The organism is Phyllobacterium myrsinacearum (genome assembly GCF_002980555.1).
GTDB lineage: Bacteria > Pseudomonadota > Alphaproteobacteria > Rhizobiales > Rhizobiaceae > Phyllobacterium > Phyllobacterium myrsinacearum.
The window spans coordinates 48,845-70,627 of record NZ_PVBT01000004.1; the positions used below are offsets into that span (position 1 = coordinate 48,845).

The following is a 21,783-nucleotide window of genomic DNA, read 5'->3' on the forward strand; positions in this document are numbered from 1 at the left end:
CGCTATGTGGCTGCCTTCTTACACGACGCCATCCGAACGCCTGATGCGCACGCTGGTATTGGCGTTCGCCGTTGCAGTGCTTCTGTTCTTGATTGCACCGCTGTTCATCATTGTGCCGCTGTCCTTCTCGAAGGACCCGTTCTTCACCTTGCCCGTACGGGAGTATTCCCTGCGCTGGTATGCCGATTTCTTTGGCAATACGCGCTGGATGAATGCCATCTTCAACAGCGCGGTTGTCGCGGTGATGACGACGGTCCTGGCGACCACGCTTGGCACGTTGGCGGCACTCGGCATCTCGCGCGCCGATTTCCCCGCCCGGCGGCTGATCATGGCCCTGCTGATCGCGCCGATGATCGTACCGATCGTCATTGTGGCTGTCGGCAGCTATCTCTTCTTTGGCCAGTTCGGTCTGACGAACACGCGTATAGGACTCGTCCTGGCGCATACTGCTCTGGCGACGCCTTTCGTGGTCATCACGGTAACGGCGACGCTCTCCACCTATGACACAAATCTGACGCGTGCGGCATTGAGCCTCGGCGCATCGCCGTCGTCGGCGTTCTTTCACGTAACGTTGCCAAACATCATGCCGGGTGTGGTGTCCGGCGCGATCTTCGCCTTTGCGATCTCGTTCGATGAAGTGGTCGTCGCGCTGTTCATGACGGCGGCAGAACAGCGAACGCTTCCCGTGCAGATGTTTTCCGGCATCCGCGACCAGATCAATCCAACCATCATGGCCGCCGCGACTCTGTTGCTTGCGTTGTCGATCATCCTCTTCACGATACTGGCTCTCATGACCCGGCGTCGGGTGAAGTAGTCAGTTATGATCTCTCTTCGGCGCGGGTGCCAAAGTGGTTCTCAATCGACCTTGGCTGTACCTTCGCCGGCGACGAACATATCGGCGAATCGTGCAGCAAAACTCTGTGCTACGGTCGACCGCTTGCGGTCAGGACTGACATAGATGCCGACCACGACATCGGCAAGCCGGGGCAGGTGGCCCGACGGTTCGACGATCCTGAGTTTCGCGGGAATGATCCGGCGCGCCAGTACCGTCAGGCCGAAGTCTGCGCCCACAGCGGCCTCGAGGCCGGCGAGACTTGGGCTCGTATAGACGATCTCGAAATTACGACCATCGCGCTGCAGCGCGGTCAGCATGTTGCGGCGATAGAGGCATCCTTCGGGATAGCAGACGATGCGCAGTTCGCTTTGTCTTGCAATCTCCTCCGCCAGTTTTGGGGACTGGGCTCCACAAACCCAGGCTAGTGTCTCCTTCCAGGTCATGAATGCGCCTTCGGAAGGCCCGTCCGCGGTCATCGCCACGACAATGTCAAAGAGACCATTGCGCAAGCCTTGCAGCAAATTATGCGACAGATCGCATACGACGTCGAAGGTCAGGTCGCCGCCATCATGTGCCAGGCTAGCCATCAGCTTGGGCAGGAAATGATCGGCGTAGTCGTTGGGAATGCCGAGCCGAAGCCGGCCCTTGCTATCACGCTTGGAGAGCTTCAGCATCATGTCGTCGTTGAGAGCCAGGATCTGGCGCGCATAGCCGGCAACGAGTTCACCCTGTTCTGTGGTCTGCGCGCTGCCTTCCTTGGCAAAGAGCGAGACCCCAAGCAGCTCTTGAAGGCGCTTCATCTGCAGGCTGATGGCTGGCTGCGTGCGGCCAAGCTTTTCTCCTGCTCGCGTATAGCCACGCAAGTCGATAACGGTGATGAAGGCGCGGAGAAGGTCGGTTGGGATGCTGCGCATGGTTAACTCCACATTTACCGATTAGATCACGGCGCTCCAAACACACGCAAACGGGCCCTCCTATCCAGGAAGACCCGTCAGGATTCACGCTCGTCGACGATCACGCCTTGACGATGTTATGCTCCGGACCAAACGGGAACTTGGTAATGTTTTCCGCGCCGTCGTCGAGCATAACCAGAATGTCGTGCTCGCGATAGCCGCCGGCGCCCGGCAAACCTTCCGGGATAGTCAGCATCGGTTCCATCGAGACAACCATACCTGGTTGCAGCACGGTATTGATGTCTTCACGCAGTTCAACGCCTGCTTCCCGGCCGTAATAATGTGACAGCACGCCGAAGGAGTGACCGTATCCGAACGAGCGGTAACCGAGCAGATTGTGACTGCGGTAGATTTCGTTCAGCTCCGTAGCGACGTCGCCGCAGCGTGCACCAGGCTTCAGAAGTTCCAGACCGCGACGGTGAACATCGCAGTTGATCTCCCAGATTCGCAAGTGCTCATCGCTGGCATGGTCGAGGAACAGCGTACGCTCAAGCGCGGTGTAATAGCCCGAAATCATGGGAAAGCAATTGAGTGAAAGGATATCGCCTTTCTGGATCTTGCGTGATGTCACCGGGTTGTGAGCGCCGTCAGTGTTGATTCCCGATTGGAACCAGACCCACGTGTCCATCAGTTCTGCATCCGGAAAGGTTTCGGCTATATGCCGGACCATGGACTGTGTGCCGGCCAACGCGATCTCATACTCGGGCACGTTCTCGCGGATAGCCTTGTAGATCGCCGCGCCGCCGATGTCGGCGGTACGCGCACCTTCCTTTATCAGAACGATTTCCTCTGCCGACTTGATAGTGCGCAGCCACATGGTCGGCGCGCCAATGTCGACGAACTCGACGTTTGGGAAAGCGTCCTGCAAAAGCTTCCGGAATTCGAGGTTGACGTGGTCGAATTCGATACCGATGCGTTTTACGCCCGGCAGTGTCTTTTGCAGAGCGTGGAAATAGTTGTCGCGTTGCCAGTCGGTGTAAGTGATGTTGTCACCGAAGGTGCGGCGCCAAGGCTGGCCTGCATCAATGCCCGCCGAAACCGACAAGGCTTTCTCGGCGGTGACTACGAAGGCATAGCGGCGACCGAAATAGCAGAACATGAAGTCCGAGAAATAGCAGATGTTATGGTAGGAGGTCAGTACTGCCGCGTCGAGTTTCAATTCCGCCAGAATACTGCGCAGCCCATCCTGACGGCGCGTCATCTCGGCGGCGCTGAAGGTGGCGACGGCCTTCTCGCCATTATGCATCTTCTGCAGACGCAACAATTCATTGGGCATACCCGTGGCGTAGACGTTCATTCTTTCCTCCGCATCCAAATCGGCTCAGGTTGGAAGCGGACTATAAAAATTTGTCCGTGCTGCAGGAAATGAGAAGTCGATATCAAGCGATTAGTGTTCTTAATCGCCGAGCAAAGTTACAAACAAGTCTGCCCTCGGGATCAATGGCGTGCAAGCTTCAGCAATGGGTGAGGCGTTCATTGACGCTACCATGTCAATCGGCTGGAGAGTGCCTGGATCCAGATCTTATGGTGTGTCAATTCGAGCCACATCTTTTCGGGAAAACAGCAGACTAATTTTACGCGTTGCTTCTAAACATCATGGTTGCATTCCGCGTACGGATGCTCTGACTTGAGTGGGGGTCTGGCCGTATATGCGCTTGAAAGATCGCGCGAAGTGAGACGCATCACCGAAACCCACATCGAGTGCTATGTCAATCATTGGTGATTTGGTTTGCATCAGCAGTTTCTTTGCCCATTCCATTCTAATTTTAATATAGGCCTGCCCCGGGGACATCCCCGCCTTTTGGTGAAAGAGGCGTTCGAGCTGGCGGCGGGACAAGCCAACGGAGGCCGCCAGACCATCAAGAGATATCTCGCGATCAAGTTTCTGTTCCATCATGATGAGGGCGGTCTTAACTCGATCATCATCGCAGTCGAGGTGAAGCGGTCGCCTGGGTTGGACGTCGTGACCAAAACGGACATTTTCAATCTGTAGAACCTCTAATGCGTTGCGCTCTGCTGCCTTGCCAATGTATTGCCTGACCAGTGAAGCAGCCAGATCGGCACTGCTGGTACCTCCTGCACATGACCCCCTGGATTTGTCCAAAGCAAAGATTCTGTCCGATCGGACTTCATGGTCCGGAAATCGCTCGTGAAATGCTTGAAAGTGCAGCCAGCTCACGCAAGTCTCGTGATTTTTCATAAGCCCAGCGTCTGCCAAAATGAAGGAACCGGTACAAAGACCGATCAAACAGATGTTCTTAGCGTCGGCTTCCTTAAGAAAGGCAATTGTCTGTCGGTCGATAGGCTCTTCAACCGATAACAGCCCCCCAACCACGACAATGCAGTCAAATTTTGCGGGGTCGGTGAGATTGGATGTCGGGGCAACCTGGATTCCGCAGCTCGCAGTAATGAGGTGTTGCGTGCTGGCGAGAACTTGCCAATCTGCCGATACGCGACCCGAGCGATCCAGCTCATCGCTGGCTAGCCTCAACGTGTCGGTGAACAATGCGAAGGCAGATAGGGTGAACGATCTTGCGAGTATGAAGCCAATCTTCAACCTGTTTGCTTTTACAATTGAGCGCTGCACGCGTTACCCTTCCCACAACATGATCAGTTCTTCGAAAGCGCCCGAGCTTTTGGTGAGCAGCTTTAAGCCCGCCACGCATAACAGATTTACGCCCGGCCTCGTGCAGCCGAATATGCCTGCAGCAGCAGCGCCGTTTTAATCCAGGAATGCCTTAGCCATCGCTGCGGGAGGTAGACTGTGCCGCTCCCGTAGCAGGCAAAATAGTCAATATGGTCCTCAAGAGAAACAAGATCGACTTTCCTGCAGCATTCAAAAATCATTCTGACTGCCAGCATATTCCGGGCATTGTCGGATTCAACGTAAATCGGTGTGAAGAAGAAGTCTAGTTCGGCTTTGTCACGTTGCCTGCAGCCTAATCGTCGTCTGCCGGGCGCATCTCAACAGCGAGACGCCGACCTCGGCTGCCAACCGCTTCCTCGATCTCGTTCTTTCCAATAAATGGCGGCGGCGGGCTGGAATTTGTTTTTGCCTGAGGCTCTGTCGGGACAGCTCTCGCGCTCATGAGGAGGCGAGTGTCGCAATGGGGCTAGACCTTCGGTGCGGTTGTTGTTATCCGCAAGACGTGTTGCGATGCTGAAGACGTCGCCGAAACATCTGCGTAGACACCTAGGGCTCCGTAAAGTGAAAAAAGTAACACGTGGTTTTGCCATCGAGTACAAATCGAGGCGGCGAAAATCGGAACCCAAATCGAACGCGATTTGGGGAAATCTAGATCTTAAGACTGTTATTCAAGACCTGCAGAACGAGGCAATGCCCCTTTTGCAAACAGACGCTCAGGATAGTAATCTCGATGACGATTTATTTTTGTCCGAAGAACAAGCGGGGTCATTATTGACACCGCCGGTCGGACAGCCGACAACTGCGCAAGATTTACAGGAGACAAAAATGACCGACGAAGAAAACACGACGCTTGATGTTGGAGCTCCAGCCGCTGCGGGAGCCGATATACCTAAGAAGCCGCGGAAACCTCGCGCCAAGAAGGTAATCGGTGAAACGCTGTCCGGCGAAGTTGCTACAGCGTTGGCAGATGGAAAGCAGAAGAGGGGACGTAAGCCTAAGTCTGATCAAGGTGGGAGCCACGCCAAACAAGTACGTCGCAAACGTGCTTCGAACGCGGTGCAAACAGCAACGGCATCGTCGACAAATGAGATCGCCGATCTTCAGAAACTTGACGAGGAGAACCAAAGACTGCGCAAGCTGCTGGCTGATAAGCTCCGTGCTGAAAATGCCGATCTCCGAAAGCGGCTCAACCTCGGCTGATCGGCAGAACGCGGTCAAGCGTTTGTCTCATTTTTGCGCTTACCAAGATATGCATTCAGCAGAGTGCCGGATAAAGAGAAGGATCTGCCTAAGTCGAGTTCTCTTCGATCAAAAGGCTGCTACTTTGACGTCTCTCGGCACCACTCTTGAAATGATTGCGGCTCGCCATGCTAGCGAAACTGCAGATCCGGTTACACGGCAACTTGAATATGCGCGTGGAGAATAGGGGTTTGTTGCAAACTTTCAGTAAGGCGATATGAACCACTGTGACTTGAACGCCTGCTTGATTGATTCAGCTGCCGCCGCTTTTCAATCCATAGTCGGCAAGGGAGTCATCTTCGGCCTTGAAGCCGAGTCGCTCGAAGAAGGCCTGGCTGCGATCAGGCTCGGTCGCATGGCGGTTCCTCCGGAAGCGGCACTATCGGCACTGGCTTCCAACATAATGCAAGCCACGAATATCGTGCACTCGGGAAGTAGGCCTGGAAGCCCGGAAATGGAGATACAACCCCTTTACCTGTTTGTATGTCTCGTCGAAATTCCAGTTGCGGGTAATAATGCGCGTCCTGCGATTGAACCGTTCGAGCAATTTAGGACTGACATAAATCGCCCAGCGATGGATCGTGAAATATTCGATTAAAATGACGGCCCTTGAACATCACCATTCGGCAAAAGAGCCGTCTTTATGCCGCCAGATCGGATTGCGCCAGCGATGTCCTTCCCTGGCGCGTTCGATGACATATTCCTCATCGATCTCGATGCCGAGGCCGGGACCTTCCGGAATTGTCACATAGCCATCCTCGTAGTGAAAGACGGATTTGTCCTTGGCGTAGTCGAGCAGATCATTGGTGCTGTTGTAGTGGATACCGAGGCTCTGTTCCTGGATGAAGGCGTTGTAACTGACGGCATCAAGCTGCAGACAAGCTGCCAGTGCAATCGGGCCAAGCGGGCAATGGGGTGCCAGAGCCACGTCGTAGGCTTCGGCCATGGCTGCGATCTTGCGGCATTCCGTAATGCCGCCCGCGTGGGACAGATCCGGTTGGATGATATCAACGGCCCCTTGCTCAAGAACGCTCTTGAAATCCCAGCGGCTGTAAAGGCGCTCGCCCAGTGCAATCGGCGCCGAGGAAAATGCTGCAATTTCCTTGAGCGCCTCACGGTTTTCGCTCAAGACAGGTTCTTCGATGAACATCAGGCGGTAGGGATCGAGCTCCTTGACCAGGGCCCGGGCCATCGGCCGGTGGACACGGCCGTGAAAATCGACCGCAATGCCGATGTTCGGTCCCACTGCTTCACGGACAGTCGCGACACGTTCGATGACGGCATCGATCTTGTCATGGCTATCGACGATCTGCAGTTCTTCCGTCCCGTTCATTTTGAGCGCGGTGAAACCCCGGCTGGTGACGTCAAGGGCACCGGCGGCGATGTCAGCCGGCCGGTCACCGCCGATCCAGGAATATACCTTGATACGGTCGCGCAGTTTGCCGCCGAGAAGTGCATGGACGGGCACGCCCAGCGCCTTGCCCTTGATGTCCCAAAGCGCCTGATCGACACCGGCGATCGCACTCATCAGGATGGGGCCGCCGCGATAGAAGGCGCCGCGATACATCACCGTCCAGTGGTCCTCGATCAGACGCGGATCCTTGCCGATCAGATAATCGGCAAGTTCTGTGATTGCAGTTTCAACCGTATGCGCCCGGCCTTCGACAACGGGTTCGCCCCAGCCGCTGACACCTTCGTCGGTTTCAATTTTCAGAAAGAGCCAGCGCGGGGGAACAATGAATGTCTTGAGTGCGGTGATTTTCATCGTCTGTCTGACCTTTAACCGGTTTTGCCTGTATTGATGGATTTTGCCGCGGCAAGATCGCGGGCGGCGAGGTCCAGGATGTCACTGGCGGCCTGGCGTGCCGCGGCAGCGTCGCGCATCCGCAATGCCTCGACCATGGCGCGGTGCGCCTTGATCGCTTCGCTTCTCTGGTCGTTGGACGTGGTGGCAGTGGTTTCGAGAACGAATTTCAGTGCCGCGTCGATCAGCCCGCCAATCTGACGGAACACCGGATTGTGGCTTGCCGCATACAGAATCTGGTGGAACGCTATGTCAGAACGCGAGAACTGTTCCACGTCGTTCGCAGCGTCGGCCATGCCCTGCCAGGCAAGTTCGAGATCGGCGATTTCCTGCAGCGTGGCCCTGCTCGCGGCAAGTTCCGCAACCAGTGGTTCTATGGCGCGGCGTGTTTCAAGGATGGCGTCAAACAGGCGGTCGTCCAGGAGGTGCGGCGCATGCCATTCCAGTACCTGGGGGTCGATGATGTTCCAGTTATCCGGATCACATACGGTTGTTCCGATGCGCGGACGGCTGCTGACCAATCCCTTGGCAGCCAAAACCTTCAGCGCCTCCCGAATAACCGTCCGGCTAACGCCATAGGCGTCGCCGAGGTCGCTTTCCCGCGGCAAAAGGCTGCCGCTTGGATAACGTCCGGCAAATATGTCACGTGCAAGCGCACGCACCACATCCGGCATCACGCGGGGGCGGCGTGTTTTCTGCGCGCCTGCAATCGACGGATCAGTGGCCTGGCTCATCATTTCTTCCCCTCTGTGACGCGACGGCGTCACAGCCTTATCGATCATCGTGCCGAGAATTCCAATCCCTCGAGCAATAGACTATTTATCATACCAGAGCAATTGACGGGTATGATAAAAATGATTAATTGTAGCACCACGATCGGAAAACGGGATCGTGCTTTTGGGAGGAATGACAATGAATTTAATCAAGACGGCGATTCTCGCCGGCGCACTCGCAACGATGTCTGTCGTGTCCATGGTTCCTGCCAGCGCGCAGGATGCCAAGATCGGATTCATCGTGAAACAGCCGGAGGAGCCCTGGTTCCAGGATGAGTGGAAATTTGCCGACCAGGCAGCCAAGGAGAAGGGATTTACTCTCGTCAAGATTGGCGCCGAGGATGGCGAGAAGCTGATGTCGGCAATCGACAATCTTGGCGCGCAAGGCGCTCAGGGCTTTGTCGTCTGCACGCCCGATGTGAAGCTCGGACCGGGCATTGTGGCCAAGGCGGCTGCGAACAATCTCAAGATGATGACGGTCGATGACCGTTTGGTCGATGCCGCCGGCAAACCGCTTGAGGACGTGCCGCATATGGGCATTTCCGCCACCAAGATCGGCGAAGCCGTCGGGCAGGGCATCGTTGACGAGATGAAGGCGCGCGGCTGGAAGCCGGAAGAGGTGGGGGCCATTCGCGTTTCCTACGATCAGCTGCCGACCGCCGTCGACCGTGTTGAGGGTGCTATTTCGGTGCTGAAGGCAAACGGCTTCAAGGCTGAGAATATCTTTCCGGCCCCACAGGCAAAGACGGATACCGAAGCTGCTCTGAATGCTGCGACCGTGGTGTTGAATGCCCATGCCGGTATCAAGAAATGGGTGGCTTTCGGCCTCAACGACGAGGCGGTGCTCGGTGCCGTGCGCGCGACGGAGAGCGTGGGCATTCCGGCAGATGGTGTGATCGGCGTCGGCATCGGTGGGGCGGACTCGGCAATCAACGAGTTCAAGAAGCCGACTGCGACCGGTTTTGTCGGGACTGTCATCATTTCCCCCAAGCGTCACGGCTATGAAACGGCCACCAACATGTATGAGTGGGTGGCGAACGGCAAGCAGCCGGAAAAGCTTACCCTGACATCGGGCGCTCTCGCCAAGCGGGATACCTTCCAGCAGGTGCGCAAGGAACTCGGTATCGAGTAATCCTCGCCGTATATTGAAATCCCTGGCGGCGGTTCGTTCCGCCGCCAAGCTGAAGGGGAAGCCACGTGTCGTTTTTACAATTCTCAAATCTCACGAAGACCTATCCTGGCGTGAAAGCGCTGTCCGGCATCAGTTTCGATGTGCGCAAGGGTGCCGTGCACGGATTGATGGGTGAGAACGGTGCCGGTAAATCAACCCTCATTCGTATTCTGTCCGGAGATCAGCATGCCAATGAGGGCGAAATACGCATTGACGGCGACGTTCAGGCATATGGCTCTTCAAGAGACGCCTTCGAACATGGTGTGATCGTCATCCACCAGGAGCTGCAGCTCGTGCCCGAGTTGACCGTGGCGGAAAACCTGTATCTTGGCCGGTTTCCGGCAAGGGCGGGTGTGGTTGCTTCCGCAAAAATGTTCGCTGATGTCACCGAAAAACTGAAAATTGCAGGAATCGATATCGATCCGCGCCGGAAGGTAAAGACACTGTCCATCGGTGAACGGCAAATGGTGGAAATCGCCAAGGCAGTGATGCTCGATGCACGGGTGATTGCTCTTGATGAGCCGACCTCGTCGCTTTCTTCCCGCGAAAGTGAAATTCTTTTCACACTGATTGACCGCTTGCGGGCTGAAGGCAAGGTCATCCTCTATGTTTCGCATCGGCTGGATGAGGTTTTCAGGCTTTGCGACAGTCTGACGGTTTTGCGCGATGGCAAGCTCGCAGCACACCATGAGACGTTGCAAGGTGTCACGCGTGATCAGATCGTTGCCGAAATGGTCGGGCGGGAAATCAACGATATCTGGGGCTGGCGTGGCCGTGAGGCAGGCGCCGTGCGTCTGAAGGTGGAGAATGTTTCCGGAGAACGCCTGCCGGAGCCTGCGAGCTTTGATGTGCGCGCCGGCGAGATTGTCGGCTTCTTTGGCCTTATCGGTGCGGGCCGTTCCGAACTGATGCGACTGGTCTTCGGAGCCGATCCGCAGTTTTCCGGTGTAACCTCGATCGATGGCGTCCAGGTGAAAGCCGGGAGCCCGCGCCAGGCGATCCGGTCGGGGATTGTTCTGTGCTCGGAGGACCGCAAGCATGATGGTATTCTCCAGGGACGCTCGATCGAAGAGAACATCAATGTTTCGTCACGGCGCCATTACAGCCCGTTCGGATTGCTTGACCGGAAGAGGGAGGTGGAGGTTGCGGAAACCTTCATCAAGCGCCTGAAGGTACGCACCCCTTCGCGCAAGCAAGACATCGTCAACCTCTCCGGCGGCAATCAGCAGAAAGTCATATTGGGCCGTTGGCTGGCGGAGCAGGGTGTGAAGATACTGATCGTCGATGAACCGACGCGCGGGATCGATGTCGGCGCCAAGTCCGAAATCTACGAGATTCTCTACGAACTTGCCGAAAGCGGGATGGGCATCGTCGTGGTTTCGAGCGAGCTGCCCGAGGTAATGGGTATCTGCGACCGTATCCTTGTCATGTGCGCCGGGAAAATCGCGGCCGGGTTAAACCGTGCCCAGTTTGAAGAAAATGCGATCCTGGCAGCGGCGCTTCCGGACGTGAAGCAGCCGACAGAAATTGCGTATTGAGGACACAGGCATGACCAATCAGTTGAAGAAGATTTTGCTGGGGGACCAGGGCATCGTCCTGATCTTCATCGTGGCCTTCACGATCGTGGCATTGCTGGTTCCCAATTTCCTGACAGAGCGCAATATGCTGGGCCTGCTGCAGTCGGTGGTTACGGTGGGGATTGTCGCCTGCACCATGATGTTTTGTCTCGCAGCGCGGGACTTCGATCTCTCGGTCGGCTCGACGGCCGCGTTCACAGGGATGGTGGCTGTCATGGCGTCGAATACCACCGGATCAATACTGGTCGGGATCGGCGCGGCACTTCTGTGCGGAGCGTTCGTCGGGTTCGTCAACGGCTTCGTCATTGCAAAGTTCAGGATCAATGCGCTCATCACCACACTGGCGACCATGCAGATTGTGCGTGGTCTTGCGCTGATATCGTCGGACGGGCGCGCCATAGGTATCAATGATCCGGGTTTCTATCAGTTGGCGCTCTCGAAATTGTTCGGTATCCCGACTCCGGTCTGGATACTTGCTGGCCTCTTCGTGATCTTTGGCTTTGTCTTGAACCGCACGGTCTTCGGCAAGAATACCCTGGCCATTGGCGGCAATCCGGAGGCGTCGCGCCTTGCCGGCGCCAATGTCGACAAGACCAGAATCTGGATTTTTGCCTTGCAAGGTGTGGTCTGTGCCGTGGCGGGGATACTGCTCGCGTCCCGTATTACCTCAGGCCAACCCAATGCAGCCGTCGGCCTTGAACTTTCAGTCATATCCGCCTGTGTTCTCGGCGGCGTATCGCTTGCGGGCGGACGAGCCACGATGGCAGGTGTTATTGTGGGCGTGATGATCATGGGCATTGCGGAGAACGTCATGAACCTTATGAACATTCCCGCCTTTTATCAGTATATCGTGCGCGGCCTTATCCTGCTCTTGGCGGTGATGCTCGACAATCTTCGGTCCAGCGCATTCATCAGGCGATAGAATGCCATCCGGGAAACAGTCAGTTCCAGTGGATTTTCTGGTCCTGCACAATGCGCGTATGACTGTCCGCGTCGCCTCAAAGGGCGGTGCTGTGGTGGATGGCAAAACGTCGGATGGCCGTTTCTTTCTGCGTCCCTACATCGGGACGGAACAGGAATTCACGGTGCAACGGGCGGCATGTTTTCCGCTTGTCCCAATCGGAAACCGGGTCGCCGGCAACGGTTTCCACTTTACCGGTAGGCGTCGATCATTCGTTCCGAATACGCAGGAAAGCCTTTATCTCCACGGCGATGGCTGGCTTGGCGACTGGAATGTGCTGGAGGCATCTGTTGAAGCGGTGACAATGGCGTTCAGCCGGAAGGCGGATGAAAATTCCCCTTATGCTTACAGGGCAACGCAAACAATCCGGCTCACAGGCGCCACGCTCGACATGCAGCTTTCCATAACCAATCGCGGTGATGAGATACTGCCGTTTGGTATGGGATTTCACCCCTTTTTTCCGCGAACGCCCGAAACGACCTTGAAGGCATCGGCAGTCCGTTGGTGGACGGAGGCGCCATCGCATCTTCCCCACACCCTTGAAGCGCCGCCTGAGGATATGGTTTTTGCAGGTTCGACACCGTTACCGGATCGCTGGATCAACAATGCGTTCGAGGGTTGGGACGGCAAGGCCGCCATCGCATGGCCTGAGCAGAATCTGTCTCTGCGCCTGAAAGCCACGGAAGACTTCGCGCGGTTCATGCTCTTTGCGCCAGACACTGACCGGAGTTTCTTCTGCTTCGAGCCGATGAGCCATACACCGAATGCGCTGGCCTCTGTCGAAGCCGATCCTATGGGTCTCGCATTGCTGGCTCCGGGGGAAGAGATCAGCGGCGGATTATCACTGACAATTCTTGATGGGAGTAAAGTGCTATGACGAACCGACTTGCCGGAAAAAGGATAGTTATCACAGGCGCCGCGCAGGGGATCGGTCTGGCAATCACCGAGGCGTGTCTGGCGGAAGGTGCCCGGCTTTTTCTCATCGATCGGGACCGTGCATTGCTCAAAAGCACGGTGGATGAATTGCGGGCAAAGTCAATTTCCGTTGGATTTGCCGTTGTCGATATCAGCGATGGCGTGGCTGTTAACGCTGCAGTCAATCAGGCTGCATCTGAAATCGGTGCAATCAACGCCCTGATCAACAATGCCGGCATCAATGTGTTCTCCACCCCTCTTGAAACCTCGGAAGAGCAGTGGAATCGTAACTTTGATGTGAATGTCAAAGGCGCATGGAACTGCAGCAAGGCCGTACTACCTTCAATGCTGGAGCAGGGCGGCGGCGTCATCCTCAACATCGCCTCGACACACAGCTTTACGATCATACCGCAGACCTTTCCCTATCCGGTCGCCAAACATGCCCTGCTTGGCCTGACAAAATCGCTTGCACTCGAATATGCGGGTGAAGGCGTGCGGGTGAACGCGCTGGCACCCGGTTATGTGGAAACGCAGAAGGTGCTCGACTACTGGAACAGCTTTGAAGACCCGGCTGCAGCGCGCACCAAGACACTTGCTCTTCATCCCGGCGGACGCATCGCCTCGCCGAAAGAGATCGCGCAGGCGGCTGTGTTCATGATTTCCGATGAGTGCCCGTTCATGAACGCCGCCTGCCTTGTCGTGGACGGCGGACTCAGCCAGCAGCAACACCCGAATAATTAGCAAAGACAGAGCATCAATCATGACGAAGAGACGATCCCAGCATTGGTTTGGCGGCAACGGTAAGGATGCATTCATCCATCGCAGCTGGATGAAAAATGGCGGGTTGCCGGATGATGCCTTTGACGGACGTCCGGTGATCGGCATTTGCAATACATTTTCTGAATTCACGCCGTGCAATGCGCATTTCCGCGGTCTCGTCGAACATATCAAGGCGGGCGTGCTGGAGGCGGGCGGGTTGCCGCTGGAATTCCCCGTCTTCTCCTGCGGCGAATCCAATCTGCGGCCAACGGCGATGCTGTTCCGCAATCTGGCGTCGATGGATGTCGAGGAATCGATCCGGGGCAATCCCATGGACGGCGTGGTCCTCATGGCAGGCTGCGACAAGACCACGCCATCTCTGGTCATGGGCGCGGCATCCTGCGACCTGCCGTCCATCGTCATATCCGGCGGCCCCATGCTGAACGGCCGCTTCAAGGGAAAGCAGATCGGTTCGGGAACGGATGTATGGAAATTCTCGGAGGATGTCCGGGCGGGCGTCATGAGCGAACAGGAGTTTGCCAATGCTGAAAGTGCCATGTCCCGGTCGCCGGGTCATTGCATGACCATGGGCACCGCATCGACAATGGCATCGATGGTTGAGGCATTGGGAATTGCCCTGCCGGGAAATGCCGCCTATCCAGCGGTCGATGCCCATCGCGCACGCCTTGCCCGCATGACCGGGCGCCGCATCGTTGAGATGGTGCATGAAGACTTGCGGCTTTCGGCGATCTTGAAGCGCGAAGCTTTCGCCAATGCCATCCGGATAAACGGGGCTATCGGGGGCTCGACCAATGCGGTTGTTCATCTGCTGGCCATTGCCGGACGGATCGGTTGCGAACTGTCGCTGGACGATTGGGACAGGTTCGGGCGTGACATTCCCACGATCCTCGACCTCATGCCATCGGGGCGTTTCCTGATGGAGGATTTCTGTTACGCAGGCGGGCTTCCGGCCGTCATGAAAGAGATTGCCGGCCTGATCGAGCTTGATGCAATGACCGTCACCGGCAGAACTGTGGGCGAAAACATTGCGCAGGCGGAAAATTTCGACCCGGAAGTCATCCGCCCGACGGAAAAAGCCTTGACGGCGCAAGGCGGCATTGCCGTGTTACGCGGCAATCTAGCGCCCTCGGGTGCGATCATAAAGCCGTCCGCTGCATCGCCTGGACTCATGCGCCATCGCGGACGTGCCGTGGTTTTTGAAGACATCGACCACTACAAGGCCATCATTGACGATCCGGCGCTGGATATTGACGAAACCTGCATCATGGTGCTGAAGAATTGTGGCCCCAAGGGTTATCCCGGGATGGCCGAGGTCGGCAATATGGCTCTGCCGCAGAAGTTGCTGCAGAAGGGCGTGCGGGACATGGTGCGTATCTCCGACGCCCGTATGTCAGGGACGGCTTTCGGGACGGTAGTCCTCCACGTCGCCCCGGAAGCGGCTGTCGGCGGTCCGCTGGCCTTGGTGCGCAATGGCGACTTCATCGAACTCGACGTTGACGCGCGAAAACTTCATCTGGATGTGTCTGATGCCGAACTGGACCTGCGCCGTCAGTCCTGGCAGGCTCCTGTTCCGGCGATGGATGGCGGGTACCAGCATCTTTATACAGAGCGCGTTCTTCAGGCTGACCGCGGGGCTGACCTTGATTTCCTGGTGGGGTGTCGCGGTGCCGGGATACCGCGTGAGAGCCATTAGAGCTTCGCCAGCTTCAACCGACGGACTGCAGAAACCGCGTGGTATGCTGCAGGACCTTCTCCATATTGGCGCGTGCGGCTTCGGGATCGCCGCGCGCTATCGCATCGGCAACCTCGCCGTGATTGTCGAGGTTGTGGGTGAATGTGCCAACCGTATGGGGAAAAACGGCATCCAGAATGGACTCGATTGTCTGGCGCAGGCTCTGCAGAACAGGGTTGTGTGTTGCGTCCAGAATCGCAAGATGGAACTGCTTGTCCGCGAGTATGGCCTCCTGCGGTGATGCGTGGCCTGTCTTCATCCGTTCATAGGCTGCGACAATCTCCAGGCGCTGTTTCTGTGTTGCCCGCAGAGCGGCAAGAGCTGCAGCGCCTGGCTCGATGATCTGCCGTGCCTCGGCGAATGCCAGAAGATCGCTCTTGGCGGCTTTGCCGTTTGCCAGCCAGCTGATGAGCTCGCCATCCATCCACATCCACTGCTCACGCGGGTTGACATGGGTTCCATGTCGTTGGCGGACGGTCACAAGGCCCTTGGCCGACAGGATCTTGGTGGCTTCGCGAATGACGGTACGGCTGACCTCGTATTCTTGCTCAAGCACCGTCTCCGAGGGCAGGAGTGCCCCGGGCTCAAACTCGCCGCTTGCGATGCGGGCGCCGAGCGCTACCACGACAATCCGGGTTCGGTTTGGCTTCCGGATTCTCATGGCTTTTACCTCATCGACCAATTGTTGTGTGCTTCATCACCCATACACAATCGGGGTGGAACTCCAAAAAAGTTTCTTGCCTATCAAACATCATATGTTAAACGTATGATGTTTGATAGGCCGCTTGGGAGAGCGGTTCTGGGGAGGAATAAATGACTGCTTACAACACGTCCGACGCGATCAGGCGCGTCAATCGACGCATTTTGCCCTTTGTGATGCTGCTTTATCTGGTCGCCTATATTGACCGGTCGAACATCTCCGTTGCGGCATTGGGGATGAACGCGGAATTGCAACTGACTGAGCGCATGTACGGAATTGCGGCTGGTCTGTTCTTTGCCACCTACATCGTCTTCGAAATTCCCAGCAATATCGCGCTGACACGATTTGGCGCACGCCGGTGGATCGCCCGCATCATGGTGACATGGGGGATCATCGCGGCAGGCATGGCGCTGGTAACAAGCGCTTATCAGCTTTACGGCATGCGGCTTCTGCTGGGCGCAGCGGAAGCCGGATTTACGCCGGGGATCATCTACTACCTTGCCAGATGGTATCCATCGAGGGATCGCGCCCATGCCATGTCATTCTTCTATATCGGCGCCGCTCTTGCTTCCGTTATCGGCTTGCCTCTTTCGGGATTGCTGTTGAATGCCCACGGTGTGCTGGGCGTTTCGGGCTGGCGGTGGGTTTTCCTCATCGAGGGCTTGCCGGCAATCCTGTTGGGTTTCCTGGTCCTTTGGTTCCTGCCGGACCGGCCTGCCGATGCACGCTGGCTGACGCCGGAGCAACAGAGCGGTCTGGAACAGGCGATCGAGAGCGAGCAGACGGCGGCGGCCGTATCGCACAAGGCCTCGTGGGTTGCAGCGTTTGCTGATGTGCACATCTGGTTGCTGGCGGTGTTCTGGCTGCTGCAGGCCTTCGGCACAATCGGGTTGACACTTTTCATGCCTTTGATCGTCAAAGATCTGTCTGGCAGCAACAATCTGATCGTCAGTCTGCTTTCAGCAGTGCCATTTGTTGCAGCCTGCATTTTCATGTTTCTCAATGGCCGGCATTCCGATGCGACTGGCGAAAGAGCTCTGCATCTCGGCCTTCCTCTTGTCGCATCCGGCGTTGCAATTATCGCGGCAGTCTTTTCCGGTGATATCTATGTCCGCTACGCCTTGCTCGTCCTTTCCGTTGGACTGAACTGGGCGGTCATTCCGATATTCTGGGCTGTCACCACGGAATATGTATCCGGCGTTGCCGCTGCTGTCTCCATTGCTTTGATCAACGCCCTTGCGAATGTCGCCGGTCTTGCACTGCCACCGGTTATCGGCAGCATCCGGCAGGCAACAGGCAACTATAATGTGGCCTTGGGCCTCGTTGCCGCTGCGCTTGTCATCGGAGGAATATTGGGCATTGCCCTTGCGCGCCGTGCTCGTTCCAATCTGCCATTGCCTGTTCTGAGGAAACAATTTTGAACGCTACATCCAATGATTTTTCCGGCATCCACGCCATTTTGTACGCCTTCTTCGACCGGGACGAAAAACTCGATCGTCAAGCCATGCGCAAACAGACAGAGATTGCCATTTCGACCGGTGTGCAGGGCATCGCTGCGCTTGGGTTGGCGACGGAAGTCGCCAAACTGACCGAACATGAGAGGCGGACAGTCATGGATTGGCTGGCCGAGGACAATGCCGGCCGTCTGCCGCTGGCCTTTACGATCTTCGGCACGTCTGTTGCCGAACAGGTCGCGCAGGTGCGCCATGCCGAACGGGTGGGCGCGAACTGGGTTATCCTCCAGCCGCCCATTGCCGGAAGCTTCAATGCGCAGGAATACATAGCCTTTTTCGGACGGGTGGCCGATGCCACGTCACTGCCCGTTGCTATACAAAATGCACCGGCATTTCTGGGCCGCGGCCTCGGGGCAGCGGATATGACGGCTCTTACCACCCATCACCCCAATATCAGCCTGCTGAAAGCCGAGGCATCGGCTGTGGATGTCGAAACCCTCATCCGGGCGATAGGCAGCAGCGTTCCGGTGTTCAATGGACGCGGCGGACTTGAACTGATCGATGGGCTCAATGGAGGCTGCGCCGGCTATATCCTTGCGCCGGATATCATCGATTATGCCGTACGGGCCTATAAGGATTACAGGTCAGGCAATCTGGCATCGGCGGAAGACACCTATGCGCAGATGCTACCCGCCGTGGCGTTTGTCATGCAGGGAATCGAGCATCTGATGTGTTACGGCAAACGCCTTTTCGCCGCACGGGCTGGGATTGAGGTTTTTGATCGAGCCCCGGCGATGCGCCCGACCGCTTTCGGTGAGCGGCTGGTGCAGCTTCACGCCGCGCGCCTCGGCCGCTTCACCCACAATGCCTCTTGGAGAATATCATGGTCGTAGAAAAACAGCTGATAAGCAAGATATCGTGGCGATTGATGCCATTTCTCGGCATCCTCTATCTGATCGCCTATATCGATCGGCAAAATGTCAGCTTTGCCAAACTGCAGATGGTCGATGCTCTCGGCATGAGCGAGTATGCCTATGGGCTTGGAGCGTCGCTGTTTTTTATCGGCTATTTCATCTTTGAAGTCCCAAGCAACCTGTTTCTGGAAAAATTCGGTGCGAGCCGATGGTTCGCGCGAATTCTCGTCTCGTGGGGCCTGGTGACCATAGCACTGGCATTCACGCAGAGCGCCGGCATGTTTTACATCCTTCGTTTTCTGCTGGGTGTGTGTGAGGCTGGCTTTTTCCCCGGCGTGCTTTATCTCATGACGTTGTGGTATCCGGCGCGTTATCGCGGCGCAATGGTCGGTCTCTTCATGATATTCAGCGCCGTGGCCAATGCGATCGGAGCGCCGCTTGGCGGATCGTTGTTGGCCATGGATGGCCTTCTTGGCCTCAAAGGCTGGGAATGGGTATTTCTTGTTACCGGCGTTCCTGCTGTGATTGCCGGGATCGTGACGTGGTTCTATCTGGACGACCGGCCGGAAAAGGCAACATTCCTGACAGCAGCGGAAAAGGATTGGCTGAAAAAGCGCATCGACGACGAGAATTCAAATCTCGGAACGGAAGGCGGCCATGCATTCAAGGCGCTCCTTGACCCGCGTGTCCTGCTTATGTCGGTATGTTTCATCGGCTTTCCGCTCTCGGCCTATGGTTTGAGCTATTGGTTGCCAACCGTTCTGAAAAGCTTTGGCATTGGCAATGTTGCCAACGGTTTTCTGAACATCATTCCCTGGGTGGTGGTGTCTGTGGCGCTTTATGCCGTGCCGCGTATGGCGGCGCGGGCACGCTGGCAGACGCCCTACATCGTCATACCAGCCTTTTTGGGTGCGATCTGCCTGGTCTTATCTGCCGTGATTTCCAATCAGACGCTGCAGTTTGCTTTTCTTTGCCTTGCTGCCGGTGGAATATTCGCCGGACAACCCGTGTTCTGGAGTATGCCCTCGCGGTTTCTCAGAGGCGCTGGCGCGGCGGCGGGGTTGGCCGCGATCAATTCGGTGGGCAATCTGGGCGGGTTCATTGCTCAAAACGTCGTGCCGTGGATAAAGGATGCGACGGGCAGCACGATTGCACCGATGTTCTTCCTCGCCGCATGTTTGACGGTGGCGGGATGCCTTGTATTCATCGTCGAGCGGCTGATTTCCCGGGGTGAAGAGCAGTCGCAAGAAAAAGGAAAAATTTCATGAAGCGGGTTCGAACCTTGGTTCGACGCCCGCAGGTGGTCAATGAAGATCGGTTCTGTCGACAGCGTTAGCACATTAACTTCAGGCAGCCGCAGCACTGACAAACCAACAGTTCCTGTTTTGCTTGGGGCGATATGCTGTTGTCGTGGATGGATGTAGCTGGACCCGTCTCCGAGAGATCATTAGTCTGTCCATGTTCGCCATAGCGGATTCCATTTGATTGACCACTGTGGACGCAATAACGCAATGCGAATGAAAGGGAGACTTCATGAGACTGGGATTCATCGGATCCGGCGCGATAACCGAAGCGGTCGTAACCGGCCTAATGAAATCAAGATCCGATGTCGAAACCCTTGTTGTCTCGCCGCGCAGTTCAAGCGTGTCTTCCCGACTTGACGAGATGTTTCCGATCGTGCGCATCGGAAAAGACAACCAGGATGTGGTTGACAGCGCCGACATCGTGTTTCTTGCGGTAAGACCGCAAATTGCCAAGGAAGTGATAGGGGAACTCAGATTTCGCGAAGATCAACATGTTGTGAGCTTTATTGCCGCTATCCAAATCGAAGCGCTTGCCAAGTGGATTGACGCGCCCGTCACGATTACCCGGGCAATTCCTCTTCCTTTCGTGGCTGATTTACAGGGAGCCACAGCCATATATCCACCTCATGATCTGATAGCCGATCTGTTTTCTTCGTTGGGAACCACAGTTCAGGCAAAAGATATCAAGCAGTACGATCTTTTTGGCGCAGCGAGTGCGTTGATGGGTACATATTTCGGCCTGTTAGAAACAAGCGCCCGCTGGCTTGAAGCGGAAGGAATGTCCTATGACCAAGCGAGTACCTATTTGAGGCAGCTGTTTGGGGGCCTGGCCCACGCAACGGGCGCATCGGAGGCGCGATCGTTTGAGGCGATGGCGTCCGATTTTTCGACAAAGGGAGGTCTGAATGAGCAGGTCTTTACGGAGTTTACCGGGAACGGTGGCACAAAGGCTCTGACACTGGCTCTCGAATCCGTACTCAAACGCATAGAGCAACGATAATGTGTGCCGAACAGCTGCCACAGGCAAAGTGGCGTTGCAGCAGCAGAACCTTCTCAACTCGTTCTAATTTGGACAAGAGTTTTCTATGGTCTAGTCTGTCGCTTTTTGGCCGGATTAACCGGCAGGCCTGAATACGGAAGACCAGGGGCCGTGGCTGGTGTTCGGCCCGAGCGCCGGTGCCTTATATCGTGTTTGTGGAAACCCGTCACCAGGCTTGTCTCATCCTGATTTTGAGATCATCAAGCACAGGGACGATCGCCAATATGAGAAGGATGGCTGCAAGGGCAAGCGATGCGGCAAAGCCGAGATGCTTGAAACCGATTGCGCCGGCGATACCGCCGACAAGAAACAGTGCGACAAGGGACGCCAGCAGCTTGAGTTTTTTGCGGTCAGCCTTGACGGAAGGCATATCGAGGCTGCTTGGTGGCGAATTCCAATAGAAGAGCTTACCCAGCTCGATGCCCATGTCTGTCACGAGACCCGTAACATGGGTTGTTCGTATGCGCGCGCCGGAGAGTTTGGTGATGATGGCGTTCTGCAAGCCCATGATGAAACACAAGAGCATGACTGTAGCCGGCACGAACAGCCATTCACGGTGCTCCAGGTTGCGGCCGAGCAGCCCAAAGCAGATCAGCAACATGGCTTCAACCATAAGCGGCAGAGCGTATTGGCTCTGAAGCTTTTTCCGCCGTGCCCAATTAACGAGTATCGCTGAACAGGCGGCTCCGGCCACAAAGGAAAGAAAGGCAGCAAGGCCCGCAAGCACAAGGCTCATGTCGCCGAGCACCAGATTGTCAGCCATGGCCGAGACAATACCGGACATATGAGAGGTATATTGGTGAACCGCCAGAAAGCCTCCGGCATTTGCAGCTCCAGCCACAAAAGTCAGGAATCGCGCAAGATGCCGGTCGGTCTTTTCGAACCGTTCTCTTCCGGTGATCTTGCGCAAATAGGAGATCATCAATCAACAGCGAAGGGCATCGAGTTGCACGGGTATGTCATGAAGGTCCTGCCGCTGCACGGT

At 56.3% G+C, this 21,783-nt stretch carries 18 protein-coding genes and 2 pseudogenes; 12 read left to right on the plus strand and 8 right to left on the minus strand.

The features are described from left to right. Positions 1–4: 4 nt before the first annotated feature. Entirely contained in the window at positions 5–814 is an 810-nt protein-coding gene (locus tag C5750_RS14855) for an ABC transporter permease (RefSeq protein WP_105734703.1), read from the plus strand. A 41-nt stretch (positions 815–855) separates the two neighbouring features. Here the strand turns inward: C5750_RS14855 and C5750_RS14860 are convergent, their stop codons facing one another. The 3 genes from C5750_RS14860 to C5750_RS14870 all read right to left on the minus strand — a co-directional run bounded on the left by C5750_RS14860 (position 856) and on the right by C5750_RS14870 (position 4,375). After that, positions 856–1,749, minus strand: a complete 894-nt coding sequence (locus C5750_RS14860; protein WP_105734704.1) for a LysR substrate-binding domain-containing protein — start codon at positions 1,747–1,749, stop codon at positions 856–858. Positions 1,750–1,849: 100 nt separating this feature from the next. After that, on the minus strand, positions 1,850–3,064 hold the full coding sequence (locus C5750_RS14865) for a M24 family metallopeptidase (protein WP_105735009.1): 1,215 nt from the start codon (positions 3,062–3,064) through the stop codon (positions 1,850–1,852). Between the two features lie 318 nt (positions 3,065–3,382). Continuing rightward, complete coding sequence (locus C5750_RS14870; protein WP_105734705.1) at positions 3,383–4,375, minus strand: GlxA family transcriptional regulator; 993 nt, start codon at positions 4,373–4,375, stop codon at positions 3,383–3,385. 621 nt (positions 4,376–4,996) lie between these two features. On the opposite strand from C5750_RS14870, the gene C5750_RS14875 reads away from it, so the two are divergent. Further along, positions 4,997–5,635 carry a transcriptional regulator gene (locus tag C5750_RS14875; RefSeq protein ID WP_105735010.1) on the plus strand — a complete coding sequence of 213 codons (639 nt, stop codon included), beginning with the start codon at positions 4,997–4,999 and terminating at the stop codon, positions 5,633–5,635. Between the two features lie 493 nt (positions 5,636–6,128). On the opposite strand, the pseudogene C5750_RS27020 reads toward C5750_RS14875, so the two are convergent. From C5750_RS27020 to C5750_RS14890, 3 genes and pseudogenes are all read right to left on the minus strand, one after another. Continuing rightward, positions 6,129–6,230 (minus strand): annotated as a pseudogene (locus C5750_RS27020) (IS6 family transposase); the annotation flags it as partial. Positions 6,231–6,290: 60 nt separating this feature from the next. Further along, on the minus strand, positions 6,291–7,439 hold the full coding sequence (gene dgoD, locus C5750_RS14885; protein ID WP_105734707.1) for a galactonate dehydratase: 1,149 nt from the start codon (positions 7,437–7,439) through the stop codon (positions 6,291–6,293). A 14-nt stretch (positions 7,440–7,453) separates the two neighbouring features. Continuing rightward, positions 7,454–8,212: a FadR/GntR family transcriptional regulator gene (locus tag C5750_RS14890; RefSeq protein ID WP_105734708.1), complete on the minus strand. Its 759-nt coding sequence runs from the start codon at positions 8,210–8,212 to the stop codon at positions 7,454–7,456. A gap of 178 nt (positions 8,213–8,390) precedes the next feature. Here C5750_RS14890 and C5750_RS14895 point away from each other — a divergent pair, with 178 nt between their 5' ends. From C5750_RS14895 to C5750_RS14920, 6 genes are all read left to right on the plus strand, one after another. Continuing rightward, entirely contained in the window at positions 8,391–9,383 is a 993-nt protein-coding gene (locus C5750_RS14895; RefSeq protein ID WP_105735011.1) for an arabinose ABC transporter substrate-binding protein, read from the plus strand. Between the two features lie 65 nt (positions 9,384–9,448). Continuing rightward, positions 9,449–10,960: an L-arabinose ABC transporter ATP-binding protein AraG gene (gene araG / locus C5750_RS14900; protein WP_105734709.1), complete on the plus strand. Its 1,512-nt coding sequence runs from the start codon at positions 9,449–9,451 to the stop codon at positions 10,958–10,960. A gap of 10 nt (positions 10,961–10,970) precedes the next feature. Further along, positions 10,971–11,921, plus strand: coding sequence for an L-arabinose ABC transporter permease AraH (gene araH, locus C5750_RS14905; protein ID WP_105734710.1), 951 nt, complete (start codon positions 10,971–10,973; stop codon positions 11,919–11,921). 28 nt (positions 11,922–11,949) lie between these two features. Next, positions 11,950–12,837: an aldose 1-epimerase gene (locus C5750_RS14910; RefSeq protein ID WP_162800219.1), complete on the plus strand. Its 888-nt coding sequence runs from the start codon at positions 11,950–11,952 to the stop codon at positions 12,835–12,837. Further along, positions 12,834–13,616 carry an SDR family oxidoreductase gene (locus C5750_RS14915; RefSeq protein WP_105734712.1) on the plus strand — a complete coding sequence of 261 codons (783 nt, stop codon included), beginning with the start codon at positions 12,834–12,836 and terminating at the stop codon, positions 13,614–13,616. Before C5750_RS14910 ends, C5750_RS14915 begins: the two co-directional genes overlap by 4 nt. Positions 13,617–13,635: 19 nt before the next feature. After that, on the plus strand, positions 13,636–15,348 hold the full coding sequence (locus C5750_RS14920; protein WP_105734713.1) for an IlvD/Edd family dehydratase: 1,713 nt from the start codon (positions 13,636–13,638) through the stop codon (positions 15,346–15,348). 13 nt (positions 15,349–15,361) lie between these two features. On the opposite strand, the gene C5750_RS14925 is transcribed toward C5750_RS14920, so the two are convergent. Next, positions 15,362–16,048 carry a FadR/GntR family transcriptional regulator gene (locus tag C5750_RS14925; protein ID WP_105734714.1) on the minus strand — a complete coding sequence of 229 codons (687 nt, stop codon included), beginning with the start codon at positions 16,046–16,048 and terminating at the stop codon, positions 15,362–15,364. 152 nt (positions 16,049–16,200) lie between these two features. On the opposite strand from C5750_RS14925, the gene C5750_RS14930 reads away from it, so the two are divergent. The 4 genes from C5750_RS14930 to C5750_RS14945 all read left to right on the plus strand — a co-directional run bounded on the left by C5750_RS14930 (position 16,201) and on the right by C5750_RS14945 (position 20,759). Beyond that, the gene (locus tag C5750_RS14930) at positions 16,201–17,508 is read left to right on the plus strand and encodes an MFS transporter (protein WP_105734715.1); all 1,308 of its coding nucleotides are present in this window, start codon (positions 16,201–16,203) and stop codon (positions 17,506–17,508) included. Beyond that, complete coding sequence (locus C5750_RS14935; protein ID WP_105734716.1) at positions 17,505–18,434, plus strand: dihydrodipicolinate synthase family protein; 930 nt, start codon at positions 17,505–17,507, stop codon at positions 18,432–18,434. The genes C5750_RS14930 and C5750_RS14935 overlap by 4 nt, the downstream gene beginning before the upstream one ends. Next, complete coding sequence (locus C5750_RS14940) at positions 18,425–19,723, plus strand: MFS transporter (protein ID WP_105734717.1); 1,299 nt, start codon at positions 18,425–18,427, stop codon at positions 19,721–19,723. Before C5750_RS14935 ends, C5750_RS14940 begins: the two co-directional genes overlap by 10 nt. Positions 19,724–19,988: 265 nt before the next feature. Further along, positions 19,989–20,759, plus strand: coding sequence for a pyrroline-5-carboxylate reductase (locus C5750_RS14945; RefSeq protein ID WP_105734718.1), 771 nt, complete (start codon positions 19,989–19,991; stop codon positions 20,757–20,759). A 220-nt stretch (positions 20,760–20,979) separates the two neighbouring features. On the opposite strand, the pseudogene C5750_RS14950 reads toward C5750_RS14945, so the two are convergent. Continuing rightward, positions 20,980–21,723, minus strand: a pseudogene (locus tag C5750_RS14950) (YoaK family protein); the annotation flags it as partial. Between the last annotated feature and the right edge of the window lie 60 nt (positions 21,724–21,783).